The following is a 15,627-nucleotide window of genomic DNA, read 5'->3' on the forward strand; positions in this document are numbered from 1 at the left end:
GAAGCGTTAGCGAAGCACCGAAGCGAAGCGTAGTGCGGAATGCCCCGACCCTTGCGTCAGCAAGGGGCACGCCCAAAGAATGAAATTAAACTAAACAAATAACTAAAAAGCAAAAACTCAAACCCTTCCCCAAATCAAATCTGTGCTTTGCAAGCTTTGTACAGAGCTTTCCAATTCTCACGTTCTTTCATGACTGTTTCCATGTATTCCTTGAATATGACTGTATCTTGTACAGGGTCCTTAATAATCGCACCAATGAGCGCAGACGAAATATCTTCGGGCGAAATCTCTCCATTTCCAAACCAATAAGCCATTGTAATACCTTGATACATAACTGAAATGGCTTCAGCCGTGCTTAGGGTACTTGAAGGTACTTTTAGCTTAGTTTTACCATCTTGGGTTAAACCATTGCGCAGCTCTCTAAAAATAGTAACAATGGTTTCAATTTGCTCAATATGGCTTTGCTTCATGGTAATCTTTTGCGTCAAGGTGTTTAGTCGGCGCTGTACAATTTCTACTTCTTCTTTTATGCTTGCAGGCACAGGTAAAACTACCGTGTTAAAGCGTCGTTTCAAAGCGCTGGACATTTCATTAACTCCTTTATCTTTGTTATTAGCCGTAGCAATGATGTTAAAACCTTCCACTGCGCGAATAGTTGTGTTGAGTTCAGGGATAGGTAAAGCTTTTTCAGATAAGATAGTAAGTAAAGAGTCTTGCACATCTGCACCTATGCGGGTTAGCTCTTCTACTCGGGCAATAGCGCCTATTTGCATAGCTCTCATAATAGGGCTAGGCACAACGGCATCCATAGTAGGACCTTTGGCTAATAAGATGGCATAGTTCCATCCATAGCGGATAGATTCTTCTGGCGTGCCCGCAGTGCCCTGTACTATTCGTGAGGAATCTCCACTGATAGCCGCTGCTAAATGTTCTGCAACCCATGATTTGGCTGTACCAGGTAGCCCATACAAAAGTAAAGCTCGGTCTGTAGCCAAAGTCGCAATAGCCATTTCCATTAAGCGCTTTTGCCCAATATACTTAGGGGTAATTACTTTTTTACCTACTTTACCTCCCATTATGTAGGTAAGCACTGCTCTGGGACTAAGCTGCCAGTTTGTTGGCTTAGGGTTTTTCTTATCCTCATTTTTTAGGGCTTCTAACTCCTCTTGAAACTGAATTTCAGCAGGAGCTCTTAACAGTTCTGCCATATTTTTTACATCTTATTGTGAAAATACAAACATGTTGCAGATTTACTAGCAATAACTTCAATATTTTTTTGTTTTTTGACCGAGACTTATTTTATCTTTGTTTCTTATTATGAATACATTAGCAATTTCTACTTTGGTATTTGCGGTTTTTATGCTTGCAGGAGGGTATCTTGGATATGTGCAAGCACGTAGCAAAGCCTCTTTAATTGCAGGTTCAGCTTTTGCCGCGCTTTTAGCTCTAGCTACATTTTTGATTGCCAGCGAAGACAAATCTACAGCCCACTATGGAATTATTTTAGCTACTTTGTTAAGTGTAACGAACTTAGTTTTTGGTTTGCTCAGGTACTTCAAAACTCGTAAGCTTATGCCTGCGGGAATAATTGCAATTATGAGCTTTGCTTTACTGCTACTTTGTGTATTAGAACTAACTCGTTAGCTTTGTGGCATCATTATACATGATAGACAAAAAACTCTCCGTAGTCATTCCTATCTACAATGAAGAGCCTAATATAGAGGTTTTGTATCAACGATTAAGTCAGGTTTTACAAGCTGTTCCGTACCAGTGGGAACTCATTTTTGTCAATGATGGGAGCAAAGACGCTTCGGGCTTTCTTGTTAAACAACTACGGCAAAAAGATAGAAGAGTAAAGTATATTGAATTTAGTAGAAATTTTGGGCATCAAGTTGCAGTTACAGCAGGAATAAACCATGCTTTTGGGGACATGGTTGTGATAATAGATGCAGACTTACAGGACCCGCCCGAACTAATATTAGAAATGATAAAAAAATGGGAAGAGGGTTATGAAGTAGTATATGCTAAACGTAAAAAACGCAAGGGCGAAACATGGTTCAAACTTTTTACTGCTAAGTTATTTTATCGGCTACTACGTAAAATTACAAATTTTGATATCCCTTTGGATACAGGAGATTTTCGTTTGATAGATAAAAAAGTAGCTGAAAATCTGCGAAATATGCCTGAAAGAAGCCGTTTTATTCGGGGAATGGTAGCTTGGTCAGGGTTTAGAACAATAGGAATAGAATATGAGCGGCATGAACGTTACGCAGGTGAAACTAAATATCCTTTCAGAAAAATGTTGCGCTTTGCTATTGATGGAATTACCTCATTTTCTTATTTTCCTCTGCAATTAGCTTCCTACTTGGGAATTTTTTTTTCAGGTATTAGTTTTATGGCAATAATTGTAGTACTGTACTTGTATTTTTTTACAGATAAAACAATCCATGGTTGGACCTCTACGATATTGGCAGTGCTGTTTATCGGCGGTATACAGCTTTTTACTTTGGGAATTATTGGGGAATACCTTGCACGAATAGGCACTGATGTAAAACAAAGACCTATCTACATCATTCGTGAAAAACAGTTAGAAGATTAAAATTTATGGTTACTGCAATTGTAATTACATTCTTAGTGGGCTATCTCTTAATCTCTATTGAGCATAGCATAGGTGTCAATAAGAGTGCTACGGCGCTTGTAATGGCAGGTCTATCGTGGATAGGATACAACCTATACCTAGACGATATTCATGCCGTGTTAAGCCAACTGGAGCATCATTTAGCGAGCATTGCTGAAATAATGTTATTCTTAGTGGGTGCAATGACCATAGTAGAATTGATAGACGCTCATAATGGATTCCAGTTTATCGCCAATCATTTACGTATTAAAAGTAAGCGAAAATTATTGTGGGCAGTGGGTTTTATTTCTTTTATTTTGTCTGCTATATTAGATAACCTGACCACTTCTATTGTAATGGTGTCTTTACTTCGTAAGTTTATAGGTCAGGCGGAGGATAGAAAATTTTTTGCAGGTATAATCATTATTGCGGCAAACGCAGGTGGGGCTTTTAGTCCAATCGGTGATGTAACGACAACTATGTTATGGGTATCTCAACGTATTTCTACGACCGAAGTAATCATACGACTATTTTTACCGAGCGTAGTTTGCTTATTAGTGCCTTTAATTTGGTTACATTTCAAGGTTAAGGGCAGCGTTACTCCTCCTGAAAAAAGCATTTTGGAAGAGGAAAAAAAGATTAAAGGCAGTTTGCTAATGTTAGTTTTAGGTACAGGAATTTTAATCTCTGTGCCAATATTCAAAACTGTAACTCATTTGCCGCCCTATTTGGGAATGCTATTAGGTTTAGGAATTATTTGGTTAGCAGCAGATGTTATTCACAAGCATGAATCGCAAGAAGAGATGCACAGACTATCTGCCCATTATGCACTTACCCGGATAGACGTACCAAGTATATTATTCTTTTTTGGTATTTTAGCCAGTGTAGCAGTTTTAGAAGAGGTCCATGTACTAAGTCAATTTGCGCATCAGCTCAATCAGTTTATTCCATCAGAGAAGGGGGTAGCTCTGGCTTTGGGAATAGTGTCTTCAATAGTGGATAATGTACCATTAGTAGCTGCATCTATGGGAATGTACCCTTTACAAACTTATCCTATGGATAGTAGTTTTTGGCACTTAATTGCTTATTGCGCGGGAACAGGTGGGAGTTTGTTAATTATAGGTTCTGCTGCGGGAGTAACCGTAATGGGCATGGAAAAAATTACTTTTTCTTGGTATTTGAAAAACATAACTCTTTTGGCATTAGCAGGGTATTTAGCGGGTATAGTAGTGTATGTGCTTTTGTATTAGAGTTATATCAGTGATTTGTATATTGATTAGTAAATTTGCGTGAGGCATGCGAAGGGCGTGCGTCAGCACGGTGCGGAGCGAAGCGCAGCACCGAAGCGATAGCGAAGCCCGAAGCACGCCGACCTTGTGGGCAAAAGCCCACAAGGGCACGCCCAAAAAAATAAACTAAAAAATTAAAAATTATTTGCTCTCGTATCCCCAATAAACACAAACTTGACCCCAAAATAATGAAAAATGAATACAAAAAGCATAAAAAATTGTTATAGCACATAACTTCGTGTAACCTCATCATAAGCCCAAAAGTATATAGCTTAGTAGCAAATAACTGCAAAGTATATGAAAAACCTCAGACAAAAATTACTATGTTTGGTTTTTTGGGTAGGTACGTGCTCTACCATCTTCGCCCAACAAAGTACGGAAAGTGAAGTTACAGATACTACAATTGTAGAAAATGTTTTTAGAAGTTCAAGGCTTATCAACCAACATACGACATATATTTTGCCCTATCGAATTTTGGATTTCAGGATTAGCCACCGATTTGGAGAATTTAACACAGGTCCGTACAATTTTTATGGTTTAGATGGTCCCGCCAATATTGCCCTACATTTTGAATATAGCCCTATTAAAAATGGAATGTTTGGCATAGCCCGCAGCAGTTTGTATAAAATGTATCATGGCTTTGTAAAGTATCAAGTACTATCTCAAAGAAATAACGGTAAAATGCCTATTTCTCTAACGCTTTTTATGGGAGCATACGTCAATACTAGCAAAAACGCGGATTTTAGCTTGCCCTCACACAGGTGGTCTTATGTCAATCAAATTATGGCTTCAAAGAAGTTAGAGAATGTAACTGTACAAATAGGCTTTGCCCATGTTCACTACAATTTGGTTAAATACATGACAGACAAAAACACTTCATACTACACTACTGCTGGGTTAAGATGGCAATTTAACAAGTATATTGCACTTACAGGGGAATATGCATACAAGCTGCAAGCTAATAGCCGAATAGATAAGCTTTACAACAACGCAGGAATTGGTTTAGAAATTCAGACCTTTGGGCATGTATTTCAAATGCATGTTACAAACGCTTTCGGAATTTTTGAAAACCAAGCTCTAGCCTACACTACCACACAATGGACTAACGGTGGAATTCGCTTTGGTTTTAACGTGTCCAGATACTTTGGGATTTAAGTGTGCAACCGATAAAGTATATTCAAGCGGCTTTTTACTCTGTCCTAACTACATAAAGATAAACTCAGTGATTTGCTGATTCATATCAAATTTAACTTGCAATGTTCAATTATTTTGTGGTTATTTGTGTTTGACCATAAGCTATGACTGAACCAATCCTTACTGAGAACAAGCACCGCTTCGTTCTATTTCCCATTCAGTATCCTGAAGTATGGGAAATGTACAAAAAAGCTGAAGCGAGCTTTTGGACAGCCGAAGAAGTGGACCTAGCCCAAGACCTATCCGATTGGGCAAAATTAAATGACGGGGAAAGGCACTTTATTTCTCATGTATTGGCTTTCTTTGCTGCAAGTGATGGAATTGTTAATGAAAATTTAGCCAGTCGCTTTGCTAGCGAAGTGCAAATTCCCGAAGCACGTTGCTTCTATGGTTTTCAAATTGCAATAGAAAACATTCATTCTGAAATGTATAGTTTGCTGATTGACACGTACATTAAAGATGACAAAGAAAAATATCGTTTGCTCAATGCAATTGAAACTGTACCTTGCGTACAAAAAAAAGCAGAATGGGCACTCAAATGGATAAATAACACAGATTCCTTTGCAGAAAGACTAGTAGCTTTTGCTGCGGTAGAAGGCATTTTCTTTTCAGGTAGTTTCTGTGCCATATTTTGGCTAAAAAAACGGGGGCTAATGCCTGGCTTATCGTTTTCTAATGAGCTTATTTCTCGTGATGAAGGTCTGCATACAGACTTTGCCTGCTTAATTTACAGCATGCTGCAAAATAAACTTCCTGAAAGTCGGGTTTTAGAGATTATTACGGATGCGGTCAAAATAGAGCAGGAGTTTATTACGGATGCTTTACCTGTGGATTTAATTGGAATGAATTCAAGGCTAATGTCGCAGTATATTGAATTTGTGGCAGATAGATTGTTAGTTGCTTTGGGATATAGAAAGTACTACAATTCTGCTAATCCTTTTGATTGGATGGAACTTATCTCTCTACAAGGTAAAACTAACTTCTTTGAGAAACGTGTAGGAGATTATCAGAAGGCTGGCGTCATGGCGGATAGAAAAGAGCAAGATTTTACTTTGGATGCAGATTTTTAAGCTTTATGTAAAGATGATTTTTTGGGCGTGCCCCTTGCTGACGCAAGGGTCGGGGCATTCCGCACTACGCTTCGCTTCGGTGCTCCGCTAACGCTTCGCACTGCCTAACGGCATGCTCCATGCCCCTCACGCAGATGACCTGTGCAGTTATGTCTTTACCTTGTTTGAACTTGAAGTACAGCTACTTACAAGCTAAAACTTTGCATAAGATGCAGAGAAATGGATTTTTCAGAGATCCTTTGCGTGAGGCATGCGGAGGGTGGGCGTTAGCCCAGTGCGGAGCGCAGCGTAGCACCGAAGCGTTAGCGTAGCCCGAAGCACGCCGACCTTGCCCATACCAGCGCAGCGAAGTATGGGCAAGGGCACGCCCAAAAAAATAAAAAAGCAAATGGTAAAGTCCTGTGTTTGCCGTAGCAGTTAAGTTTTTTTGCAAGCATTACAACTGATAAAAAACGATAAAAGCCCTCTTATTTATTAGAGGGCTTGTAAGCGGAGAGTAGCGGATTCGAACCGCTGCGTCGGTTTCCCGACGGCAGTTTAGCAAACTGCTCCTTTAACCACTCAGGCAACTCTCCTTTTACATTGCAAAGATATAATGTCTTTACAAAATTTGCAAATATACTCTTGCAATTATTCTGTAACTCAAACATAATCAATTTATTATTTTTCGGTAGAACTTTTGTGGATTATTTTGTATTTACTTTGAAGCATGTTACATAAAATTGTTGTAGCTATTACAGGAGCAAGCGGCGCCATATATGCACAAGAGCTACTTAACAAACTGACCAAACTGCATGAGCAAATTGAAGATGTGGCAATAGTGTTTTCGGATAACGCTAAAACTGTTTGGGAATACGAACTAAATAACCAAGACTACGAAAAATATCCTTTCAAAATATATGATAAAAAAGATTTCTCTGCGCCTTTTGCATCAGGGTCGTCAAAATATACCAGCATGGTTATTATCCCCTGCTCTATGGGTACAATGGGGCGAATAGCCAGCGGCACATCAGATGATTTGATTACTCGCGCAGCTGATGTTATGCTTAAAGAACGCAGAAAGTTAATTTTAGTTACTCGGGACATGCCTTTGAATTTGATTCATATCCGAAATATGGAAACAATTACCCTCGCAGGTGGAATTATATGCCCTGCCTGCCCTTCTTTTTATTCAAAACCTCAAACTATTGTCCAAATAGCGCATACCGTAGTAGATAGAGTTATCGATTTAGTGGGCTTGTCCCAAGACACATACCGTTGGGGACAAGGTAAAATAAACTAAGTCAACCTGCTATAAGAATGTTTTTGTATTATTGTACTAAAATGGTAAAAAACTCTAAGCAAATACAGAACACATATATAGCAGCGCTAGTATTAGTAGAAGTACTGGTGCTTACTTATGCTTACATTGCGTCTATAAAGCCAAAAGAGCAGCTTTCTGAAAGCAAAAAAAGCTTGTCTGTTATAGAACAAAATATGCGCCTTTCAGAGATGATTAAGCTAGCTGTTTATCACGTACAGCCTGTAGACAAAGAACCGCCTACCCAAGAGCTCAAAAAGACCTTTCAAGAATGGATAGAAACCCAAAAAAATCTACAGCAACACGCTGACCCAAAAGTGGCTAAACTGTACGAAAAAGCCGAAATTCCTGTGGGTTTTATTAGCTCTGCTATTGAAAACTTATTGTTTAGTGCCAAGCATATAAAAGAAATTAGTGCCTACCAAGCTTTTACCTTACAATTGATTGAGAGAGAACAAGATTACAGACAAGTCATGAATGAAATTTTAATACACTACCAACAAGTAGAAGAGCAAAAAATGCGTCAAAACCTTCTTATTATACTTGTTGGTGTAATTACTTTCTCTGCGGCTAATTTGCTTATTGGACTAACGATATTCAGACCTCTACATAAAAATCTTCAACAGCATATCCGAGATTTAGAAGTTACTCAACAAGAATTGATAGAAAACCAAACGATATTAAATCAAGCACAAGAAACTGCTAACATGGCTAGTATTGCCATCAATACTCGTACAAATGAGGTTACTTTTTCTCCTCATCTTTTTACTTTGCTACAATTACCCCCTGATACCCAAAAATGGCAGGACATTCTCCAAGTTTTTGAACAAAGTCAGCAAAATACTCTTGCCAGAGCTATTGAAGAATGTACAGAAACACGTATGGAACTGTATGCACCTCAATTAAAGAAACATATTCTCTATCAGGGTAAAACTACACAAACTGATCCCCCACATTTGATTGCTACTTTTTTGGATATTACTAAACAAAAGCAAAATGAAGAAATTTTACGCCAACAAGAGCAGAAACTCAAAGAACTTAATGAAAATCTTGAAAAATTAGTACAAGAGCGAACCTTAGAGCTCCAAAAAGCACTTGAAGAACTTCAATCTACTCAATCTCAATTAGTCAATTCTGAAAAAATGGCTTCTTTGGGGCTATTAGTAGCAGGTATAGCGCACGAATTGAATACACCTGTAAGTGCCATAAAATCCTCCGCAGAAAGTATAGATGAAATTTTACCTAAAACTCTAACTCAAGCTCCATTGTACTTAAAAACCCTTGATGAAACAACTCGTTGGGCTATTTTTTATGCCATCAGTGAAACCTTAAAACCACAGCCTGTGCTGACTACGCGTGAAAAAAGACAAATTAAGCTTCGTCTTCTAAAACTACTAGAGCAGCATGAATTTCCCAATTCTGAACAAATAGCAGAAACTTTAATTCTTTGCGGACTTTACAAGAATATTGAAGAGTACATTCCCTTAATGCAATCCATAGACCTAAATAAAGTTCTTCCACTTTTACACAGCTGCGGTAGAATACGTGCAGCTTTGGACAATATCAAATTAGCTTCTGAAAAATGCCAAAAAATAAATAATGCCCTTAAAAACTACTCTCGCCAACAGCACCACAAAGACGAAATGATTCCTACTAATCTTGCAAAGTCCATAGATACTATTTTGACCATATATCAAAATCAACTTAAACACGGTATTCAGGTTGTCCAAAATATACAAGAAAACTTACCTGAAATTTTAACTTATGAAGATGAATTAAATCAAGTATGGACTAACCTTATTCAAAACGCCATTTATGCTATGGGTGGCGTAGGCGTACTTACAATTGAAATTTATGAACATACCGATAATGAAGTAGCAGTAAGTATAATAGACAGTGGAAAAGGTATTCCTCCAGATATACTTCCCCACATATTCAAACCTTTTTTTACTACCAAGCCCAAAGGTGAAGGAACAGGATTAGGATTGGATATTTGCAAAAAAATTGTTGAGAAACACCAAGGTAGAATAACTGTAGAAAGCGAACCTGGAAGGACAAAATTTACAGTATTTTTGCCTAAGCGGCTAGTACAACCACAAGCAATAGTAGAGAAAAAAGTGTAAGACATATCAATCTTTTTAGCTTGTACAATTGGGAGCTAAGCTGCTTGTGTATGTGTTTGTTCTGTGGATTGTTTTTTAATTAAGTGAAGGACTTACCTATTTTGCCGCAGTTTTTTTTCAATACAAAAATAGGCAGCTTTATGGTTATATAATGGACTTGTTTATATAGATTTTTATTTTTTGGGGCGTGCCCCTTGCTGACGCAAGGGTCGGGGCATTCCGCACGTAGCCCGCAGCACGCCGCCCTTGCCCATACCAGCGCAGTGAAGTATAGGCAAGGGCATACCCAAAAAATTAAATCTTAATTTTTATATAAAACCAAATACATTTAACACAAAGCCCATCAAATTTGCTTTTTATTTTGTAAATTTGCGTATCGTTTAACTGAATCGTAGAGCCTTGGCAGAAAAAGTGTTTGAAGTACAAAATCCTATTTTATTTACGGGATTACGTAATGAGCTATTAGAACTGCTCAAAAATGCTTATCCTACTACTAAGGTAATAGCCCGAGGATTAGAAATTAAATTCATAGGTACAGATGAGGATATCATGCTTGCTGAGTCAATCATTGAGCAAATGAAGCATGTTATCCAAAAGCAAGGGCATATCAGTGAGGAACAGCTCAAAGATCTGCTCAATAAGCAAAAAGCAGTAATTTTCAATCAGAAAGAAGCTAAACCTATTTTATTTGGGGCAAATGGACAACCTATTTTGGCCAAAACTATAAACCAAAAACGAATGGTAGAAGCTTGCGCCCAAAATGATATTGTATTTGCAATAGGTCCCGCAGGTACAGGTAAAACTTACACTGCTGTAGCCATAGCAGTGAGTGCCTTAAAAAACAAGCAGGTAAAACGAATTGTATTAGTACGCCCCGCCGTAGAAGCAGGTGAAAGCTTAGGTTTTTTACCTGGCGATATGAAAGAAAAAGTAGATCCTTACCTACGCCCTTTATACGATGCCTTAGATGACATGATACACGCAGAAAAACTCAAATCATATTTGGAAAATAAGATTATAGAAATAGTTCCTTTGGCTTACATGCGTGGGCGCACGCTTAACAATGCCTTTATTATATTAGACGAAGCCCAAAATGCCACAGCTGCACAAATGAAAATGTTTCTTACTCGCTTGGGCATGGACTCTAAAATTATCGCCACAGGCGATTTAACTCAAATAGACCTACCTAAAAAAACTCTTTCAGGACTAAAACATGCGATTAAAATTCTCAAAAATATCAAAGGAATTGCATTTGTAGAGTTAGATGGAAGGGATGTGGTACGTCATCCACTAGTCAAAAAAATTATTGAAGCTTACAACCAAGATGAACATTCTCATGAAACTTAACTTGTTTTGTTTTCAATCATAGCAAACTTGTTTTTTGTACTGCGGATAATTATGCCTACCGAAGATAATCTGTATTTTTGCTCTCCTTATGGCAAAGTATTTAGTAACAGGTGGTGCAGGTTTTATTGGCTCTAACCTTGTCAAGGCACTGTTAAAAAACAACCAAGAGGTACGCGTATTAGATAATTTTTCTACGGGCAGGAGGGAGAATTTAATTCCTTTTCAAAAAGATATAGAGCTAATTGAGGGCGATATTCGCAGCTATCATACGGCTATCAAAGTAATGAAAGGAGTGGATTTTGTGCTGCATCAAGCGGCTTTGCCTTCTGTACCTCGTTCCATTTATGACCCTATTACTACGAACGAAGTCAACATCAATGGTACTCTCAACTTACTTCATGCCGCAGTAGAAGCAGGAGTAAAACGTTTTGTTTATGCTTCCTCTTCATCAGTTTATGGAGATAGCCCTGTTTCACCTAAACATGAAGACCTTATTCCTAATCCTAAGTCGCCTTATGCGGTTAGCAAGCTAGCAGGAGAGTATTATTGCAAAGTTTTTTATCAAATATATGGATTAGAAACAGTATGCTTGCGGTATTTTAATGTATTTGGACCGCGGCAAAATCCGAATTCTCAATACTCTGCTGTAATTCCTAAATTTCTCAAACTTATGCTCAATGACCAATCGCCTATTATTTACGGTGATGGTACTCAAAGTAGAGATTTTACTTATGTAGATAATAATGTAGAAGCTAACTTGCTAGCTTGTACCAAAGAAAACGTTGCAGGAAAGGTCTATAACATTGCTTGTGGTACTAACTTCACTTTGTTGGAGCTGGTTAGTACCTTAAATGAGATAATGGGCAAAAACATAAAACCCATTCACGCCGAAAGACGTTCGGGCGATATAATGCACTCTTTAGCTGACATTCAAAAAGCGCAAAAAGAGTTGGGCTATCAAGTCAAAGTGCCTTTTAAGGAAGGTTTATCCCTGTTAGTTGAAAACTTTGAAAAATAGGAGAATACGCTAAGCCATAGCTTATTGTACTCAAATAGTTCTTATGTCATTAAGAACTTGAAATGATTAAGGTTTTTAATGGCGATACCTGTACCTCGTACAACAGCTTTGAGCGGGTCATCAGCTACATGCACTTTGAGCTTAGTTTTATTACTAATCCGTTTGTCTAATCCTCTAAGTAATGCTCCACCACCTGTGAGGTAGATACCGCGTTCATAAATATCGCTGCATAGTTCGGGGGGAGTAGATTCTAATGCGCGCATGACTGCATCTTCAATTTTGCAAACTGTATCATGTATAGCATGGGCAATTTCTTTGTAGGAAATTTTAACCGATTTAGGGATGCCCATTTGTAAATCTCTACCTACGACTTCTATATCAGGTGGGGGATTATCTAATTCGTCAACGGCTGAACCTACCTGTATTTTAATATATTCTGCGGTTCTTTCGCCGATAAGTAAGTTGTGTGAGCGGCGCATGTACTCTTGTATATCTGCATTAAGGTCATCGCCTGCAATTCTTATAGATTGGTCTGTTACTATTCCTGATAGGGCAATAACGGCAATTTCAGTAGTACCTCCCCCAATGTCTACAATCATGTTGCCTTGGGGTTTTTCCACATCAATACCAATACCGATAGCTGCCGCCATAGGTTCGTGGATAAGATAAACTTCTTTTGCGCCTGCGTGTTCTGCGGAGTCTTTTACAGCTCTTTTTTCTACTTCGGTAATTCCACTGGGGATGCAAATTACCATTCTGTAATTTGGAGTAAAAAGGGGCTTTTTGTTTTTGTATATCATCTTGATCATGCCGCGAATCATGTGTTCGGCAGCAGTAAAGTCGGCGATTACTCCATCTTTAAGTGGTCTTACAGTGCGGATGTTATCAGGGGTTTTTTCATACATTTGTTGAGCTTCTCTGCCTATGGCAATGACCTTATTTTGAATTTTATCAAATGCAACGATAGAGGGTTCATCTACTACTACTTCGTCTTTGTGGATAATCAACGTGTTAGCAGTACCTAAGTCTATGGCTATGTCGCTTGTAAAAAAATTGAACAATCCCATACGATATTGGCTTCAAAATTAAAGAATAATTGAATTAAGTACGCAAAAAGTAGATTAAATAAATTTTGAAAAGTTGTTTTATTTTTTTGGGCGTGCCCCTTGCTGCGCAAGGGTCGGGGCATTCCGCACTGCGCTTCGCTTCGGTACTTCGCTGCGCTTCGTACTGCCTAACGGCATGCTCCATGCCCCTCACGCAGTTGACCTGTACAGTTATGTCTTTACCTTGTTTAAGCTTGAAGCACAATCACTTACAAGCTAAAACTTGGTATATGAAACAAAGAAACGATGGTTTCAGAGATCCTTTGCGTGAGGCATGCGAAGGGCGTGCGTCAGCACGGTGCGCAGCGTAGCGTAGCACCGAAGCGTCAGCGTAGCCCGAAGCACGCCGACCTTGTGGGCATGAGCGCAAGCGAAACGCCCACAAGGGCACGCCCAAAAAATAAAAAAACTTAATATAAAAACAACGATTGTATTTTTGTAATACCTGTTTTTTGATGTGCAATTAGTCCCTCGCCATAATCAGCGTAAATTTTATGTCCCATTTCCTGCGCCCGGGCTACTACTGCCTGTAAAAAATGAGGAGTAGAAATGTAAGTTTGAGGTTCATTAGAGTTGGGATTGTAAAATTGAGATTGATAAGCTAAAATGGCTTTTTGCTTAATAGCCCAAACATCAGTAATGTCTACCACTATATCCGGTTCAAGGTATTTGTCCTGAATGTAGGAGTAAATTTTTTCAGGGCGGTGGGCTTTTTGTACAGTACCTTCAACTACGGTTTCTATGCGCTGCAACCCACTTAAAAAAGCAGCTTCCTTGACTAAACGGCAAGCTTTACCGTGATCTGGGTGTCTATCTTCTGGAGCATTGACAAGAAGAAGAGTAGGAGTATAAGTGCGAATAATCTCAATTATTTTGCGGATATGATACTCATCTAAATTAAAAAAGCCATCTCTGAACTTAGCGTTAATCCGTAGGTCTAATTGAAGAATTTCTTTAGCTTTTTCGGCTTCTTTTTGCCGTATTTCTGGGGTACCTCTTGTGCCTAACTCACCTTGCGTTAAGTCGCATATACCTGTGGTATAACCTTGCTGTTTAGCTTTGTATAAAATTCCTGCACAGCCCAATTCAGCATCATCGGGGTGGGCGGCAAAAGCTAAAATGTCTATGTGCATAGTGCAAAAATATGTTATCTAAACCTGCATGGAAATTTTTGGCAAATGATTAAGTTATTTATTTTTCTTTTGTCTTTCCCATTCTAAAACCATTTCAGGCAGTTTTTTTGCGGCTGCTACTTCTCGTAGCGTTTGCTTGGCATCTTGGGCTATCATCCCTAAGTAGGTTTTATTACCTTCTAGACTGCTCATTACTCCTGTTTTACCAAGCAAAACGGCTTTTTTACCAATTTTTAGATCCTTGTTAATGCCTACTTGTCCCCAAATAATCACGTCATCTTCAATTTCTACTACGCCTGCAATACCTACTTGCGCAGCGATTAAGCATCGTTTGCCGATAACAGTATCATGCCCTATTTGAATGAGATTATCCATTATAGTATGCGCCCCGATGCGTGTAGTTCCACTTACGCCGCGGTCAATGGTACAATTACAACCAATTTCTACATAGTCCTCAATGACTACATTTCCTTTACTTAACATTTTGTCGAAACGGTCGGGTCTGCGCTTGAAGTAGAAAGCTTCTCCCCCTATTACCGTACCTGCGTTGATAGTTACAAAGTTTCCTATTTCTGTATAATCGTAAATAACTACGTTAGGATAAATAACGCAATTTGCACCAATTTTAACATGATTACCTATTACTACATTTGCGCCAATTTCTGTGTTATCACCAATATAAGTTCCTTCCCCTATTACTACATTCGTGGATAAGCGGACATTTTGTCCTTGCTTAAAAGACATTCCTTGTTTTGCCATTGGCAAACGAGGTTGAAAGTATTCTGTGCAAAAATTGTAGTCTCTAAAAGGGTCATCCGATAAAATCAAACTTTTACCTTCGGGACATTCCACAGCCTTGTTGATAATGATTGTAGTAGCTGCACTGTTCAGGGCTCTGGAATAGTATTTTTCTACATCTACAAAAGTTACATCGCCTGGTTCTACTTTGTGAATTTCATTAAAACCTAAAATTTCTTGGTCAGGGTTACCTATATAGTGGGTTTTTAGTAAAGCCGCTAGTTCTTTGACTGTAATGCTTTTAGATAACTTCATGCATACAAAAGTATACAATTTCTATTTTTGTGCTATGAACTTTCGGAGTTTGATAGATATATTTCGGTGGGTAGCTGTATTAGAGGGTATTTCATACTTGGTTTTGATAAGTATTGGCATGCCCTTGAAATACATTTTTCACAAAATGACGTTTATTTTGTTTGCGGGCTGGGTACATGGAATTTTATTTATGTTGTTTTGTGGATTGCTGCTGTTGGTTAGTGTACGGTATAAATGGAAATTTTCTAAAATAGTAATTGCTTTTGTAGCATCTTTGCTGCCTTTTGGTACTTTTTGGCTTGAGTATAGGTTAAGAAAGGATTTTGTATTGAAACATTAACCTATGGGTTATCATTTTTTATGGTAAGAAAATGCGT

18 protein-coding genes and 1 tRNA gene are annotated in these 15,627 nt (G+C 38.4%); 11 read left to right on the forward strand and 8 right to left on the reverse strand.

The window, feature by feature from the left end; all coding sequences use genetic code 11:
- Positions 1-134: 134 nt before the first annotated feature.
- Positions 135-1,208: an AAA family ATPase gene (locus tag NZ519_02815; GenBank protein MCS7027674.1), complete on the reverse strand. Its 1,074-nt coding sequence runs from the start codon at positions 1,206-1,208 to the stop codon at positions 135-137.
- A gap of 109 nt (positions 1,209-1,317) precedes the next feature.
- On the opposite strand from NZ519_02815, the gene NZ519_02820 reads away from it, so the two are divergent.
- The 6 genes from NZ519_02820 (at position 1,318) to NZ519_02845 (ending at position 6,170) form a co-directional block, all read left to right on the forward strand.
- Positions 1,318-1,644 (forward strand): TMEM14 family protein, encoded by a 327-nt coding sequence (locus tag NZ519_02820; GenBank protein ID MCS7027675.1) that lies wholly within the window; start codon positions 1,318-1,320, stop codon positions 1,642-1,644.
- A gap of 19 nt (positions 1,645-1,663) precedes the next feature.
- Positions 1,664-2,599: a glycosyltransferase family 2 protein gene (locus tag NZ519_02825; protein ID MCS7027676.1), complete on the forward strand. Its 936-nt coding sequence runs from the start codon at positions 1,664-1,666 to the stop codon at positions 2,597-2,599.
- Positions 2,600-2,604: 5 nt separating this feature from the next.
- Positions 2,605-3,867 (forward strand): sodium:proton antiporter NhaD, encoded by a 1,263-nt coding sequence (nhaD, locus tag NZ519_02830; protein ID MCS7027677.1) that lies wholly within the window; start codon positions 2,605-2,607, stop codon positions 3,865-3,867.
- Between the two features lie 46 nt (positions 3,868-3,913).
- Positions 3,914-4,036 (forward strand): hypothetical protein, encoded by a 123-nt coding sequence (locus NZ519_02835; protein MCS7027678.1) that lies wholly within the window; start codon positions 3,914-3,916, stop codon positions 4,034-4,036.
- 167 nt (positions 4,037-4,203) lie between these two features.
- Complete coding sequence (locus NZ519_02840; GenBank protein ID MCS7027679.1) at positions 4,204-5,061, forward strand: DUF5777 family beta-barrel protein; 858 nt, start codon at positions 4,204-4,206, stop codon at positions 5,059-5,061.
- A gap of 143 nt (positions 5,062-5,204) precedes the next feature.
- Complete coding sequence (locus NZ519_02845) at positions 5,205-6,170, forward strand: ribonucleoside-diphosphate reductase small subunit (GenBank protein MCS7027680.1); 966 nt, start codon at positions 5,205-5,207, stop codon at positions 6,168-6,170.
- 181 nt (positions 6,171-6,351) lie between these two features.
- Here NZ519_02845 and NZ519_02850 read toward each other — a convergent pair whose 3' ends face one another.
- Positions 6,352-6,603 carry a hypothetical protein gene (locus tag NZ519_02850; GenBank protein ID MCS7027681.1) on the reverse strand — a complete coding sequence of 84 codons (252 nt, stop codon included), beginning with the start codon at positions 6,601-6,603 and terminating at the stop codon, positions 6,352-6,354.
- A 57-nt stretch (positions 6,604-6,660) separates the two neighbouring features.
- Positions 6,661-6,745: transfer RNA gene (locus NZ519_02855), tRNA-Ser, on the reverse strand.
- A gap of 134 nt (positions 6,746-6,879) precedes the next feature.
- Between NZ519_02855 and NZ519_02860 the strand changes: the two genes are divergently transcribed.
- From NZ519_02860 to NZ519_02875, 4 genes are all read left to right on the forward strand, one after another.
- Positions 6,880-7,452, forward strand: coding sequence for a UbiX family flavin prenyltransferase (locus tag NZ519_02860; protein MCS7027682.1), 573 nt, complete (start codon positions 6,880-6,882; stop codon positions 7,450-7,452).
- A gap of 41 nt (positions 7,453-7,493) precedes the next feature.
- Positions 7,494-9,593 carry an ATP-binding protein gene (locus NZ519_02865; GenBank protein MCS7027683.1) on the forward strand — a complete coding sequence of 700 codons (2,100 nt, stop codon included), beginning with the start codon at positions 7,494-7,496 and terminating at the stop codon, positions 9,591-9,593.
- Positions 9,594-9,992: 399 nt separating this feature from the next.
- Positions 9,993-10,940, forward strand: coding sequence for a PhoH family protein (locus tag NZ519_02870; protein ID MCS7027684.1), 948 nt, complete (start codon positions 9,993-9,995; stop codon positions 10,938-10,940).
- Positions 10,941-11,028: 88 nt separating this feature from the next.
- The gene (locus NZ519_02875; protein MCS7027685.1) at positions 11,029-11,958 is read left to right on the forward strand and encodes an SDR family oxidoreductase; all 930 of its coding nucleotides are present in this window, start codon (positions 11,029-11,031) and stop codon (positions 11,956-11,958) included.
- Positions 11,959-11,999: 41 nt separating this feature from the next.
- On the opposite strand, the gene NZ519_02880 is transcribed toward NZ519_02875, so the two are convergent.
- The 5 genes from NZ519_02880 to lpxD are packed head-to-tail and all read right to left on the reverse strand — an operon-like array spanning position 12,000 to position 15,250.
- Positions 12,000-13,025: a rod shape-determining protein gene (locus NZ519_02880; protein ID MCS7027686.1), complete on the reverse strand. Its 1,026-nt coding sequence runs from the start codon at positions 13,023-13,025 to the stop codon at positions 12,000-12,002.
- A gap of 34 nt (positions 13,026-13,059) precedes the next feature.
- Positions 13,060-13,269 (reverse strand): hypothetical protein, encoded by a 210-nt coding sequence (locus tag NZ519_02885; GenBank protein MCS7027687.1) that lies wholly within the window; start codon positions 13,267-13,269, stop codon positions 13,060-13,062.
- Complete coding sequence (locus NZ519_02890) at positions 13,270-13,461, reverse strand: hypothetical protein (protein MCS7027688.1); 192 nt, start codon at positions 13,459-13,461, stop codon at positions 13,270-13,272.
- Positions 13,462-13,474: 13 nt separating this feature from the next.
- Positions 13,475-14,197 (reverse strand): bacillithiol biosynthesis deacetylase BshB1, encoded by a 723-nt coding sequence (gene bshB1, locus NZ519_02895; protein ID MCS7027689.1) that lies wholly within the window; start codon positions 14,195-14,197, stop codon positions 13,475-13,477.
- Between the two features lie 54 nt (positions 14,198-14,251).
- Positions 14,252-15,250 carry a UDP-3-O-(3-hydroxymyristoyl)glucosamine N-acyltransferase gene (gene lpxD, locus NZ519_02900; GenBank protein MCS7027690.1) on the reverse strand — a complete coding sequence of 333 codons (999 nt, stop codon included), beginning with the start codon at positions 15,248-15,250 and terminating at the stop codon, positions 14,252-14,254.
- A gap of 34 nt (positions 15,251-15,284) precedes the next feature.
- Here lpxD and NZ519_02905 point away from each other — a divergent pair, with 34 nt between their 5' ends.
- On the forward strand, positions 15,285-15,590 hold the full coding sequence (locus tag NZ519_02905; protein ID MCS7027691.1) for a DUF3817 domain-containing protein: 306 nt from the start codon (positions 15,285-15,287) through the stop codon (positions 15,588-15,590).
- Positions 15,591-15,627 lie beyond the last annotated feature (37 nt).

The organism is Bacteroidia bacterium (genome assembly GCA_025056095.1).
Taxonomy (GTDB): Bacteria; Bacteroidota; Bacteroidia; order JANWVE01; family JANWVE01; genus JANWVE01.

What these genes read in the sequence shown, in the direction of transcription:
- bshB1 (MCS7027689.1), bottom strand. Translation starts at nt 14,197, where the DNA reads ATGCACATAGACATTTTAGCTTTTGCCGCCCACCCCGATGATGCTGAA.
- NZ519_02860 (MCS7027682.1), top strand. Translation starts at nt 6,880, where the DNA reads ATGTTACATAAAATTGTTGTAGCTATTACAGGAGCAAGCGGCGCCATA.
- NZ519_02825 (MCS7027676.1), top strand. Translation starts at nt 1,664, where the DNA reads ATGATAGACAAAAAACTCTCCGTAGTCATTCCTATCTACAATGAAGAG.
- NZ519_02815 (MCS7027674.1), bottom strand. Translation starts at nt 1,208, where the DNA reads ATGGCAGAACTGTTAAGAGCTCCTGCTGAAATTCAGTTTCAAGAGGAG.
- nhaD (MCS7027677.1), top strand. Translation starts at nt 2,605, where the DNA reads ATGGTTACTGCAATTGTAATTACATTCTTAGTGGGCTATCTCTTAATC.
- NZ519_02875 (MCS7027685.1), top strand. Translation starts at nt 11,029, where the DNA reads ATGGCAAAGTATTTAGTAACAGGTGGTGCAGGTTTTATTGGCTCTAAC.
- NZ519_02865 (MCS7027683.1), top strand. Translation starts at nt 7,494, where the DNA reads ATGGTAAAAAACTCTAAGCAAATACAGAACACATATATAGCAGCGCTA.
- NZ519_02840 (MCS7027679.1), top strand. Translation starts at nt 4,204, where the DNA reads ATGAAAAACCTCAGACAAAAATTACTATGTTTGGTTTTTTGGGTAGGT.
- lpxD (MCS7027690.1), bottom strand. Translation starts at nt 15,250, where the DNA reads ATGAAGTTATCTAAAAGCATTACAGTCAAAGAACTAGCGGCTTTACTA.
- NZ519_02835 (MCS7027678.1), top strand. Translation starts at nt 3,914, where the DNA reads ATGCGAAGGGCGTGCGTCAGCACGGTGCGGAGCGAAGCGCAGCACCGA.
- NZ519_02905 (MCS7027691.1), top strand. Translation starts at nt 15,285, where the DNA reads ATGAACTTTCGGAGTTTGATAGATATATTTCGGTGGGTAGCTGTATTA.
- NZ519_02820 (MCS7027675.1), top strand. Translation starts at nt 1,318, where the DNA reads ATGAATACATTAGCAATTTCTACTTTGGTATTTGCGGTTTTTATGCTT.
- NZ519_02880 (MCS7027686.1), bottom strand. Translation starts at nt 13,025, where the DNA reads ATGGGATTGTTCAATTTTTTTACAAGCGACATAGCCATAGACTTAGGT.
- NZ519_02845 (MCS7027680.1), top strand. Translation starts at nt 5,205, where the DNA reads ATGACTGAACCAATCCTTACTGAGAACAAGCACCGCTTCGTTCTATTT.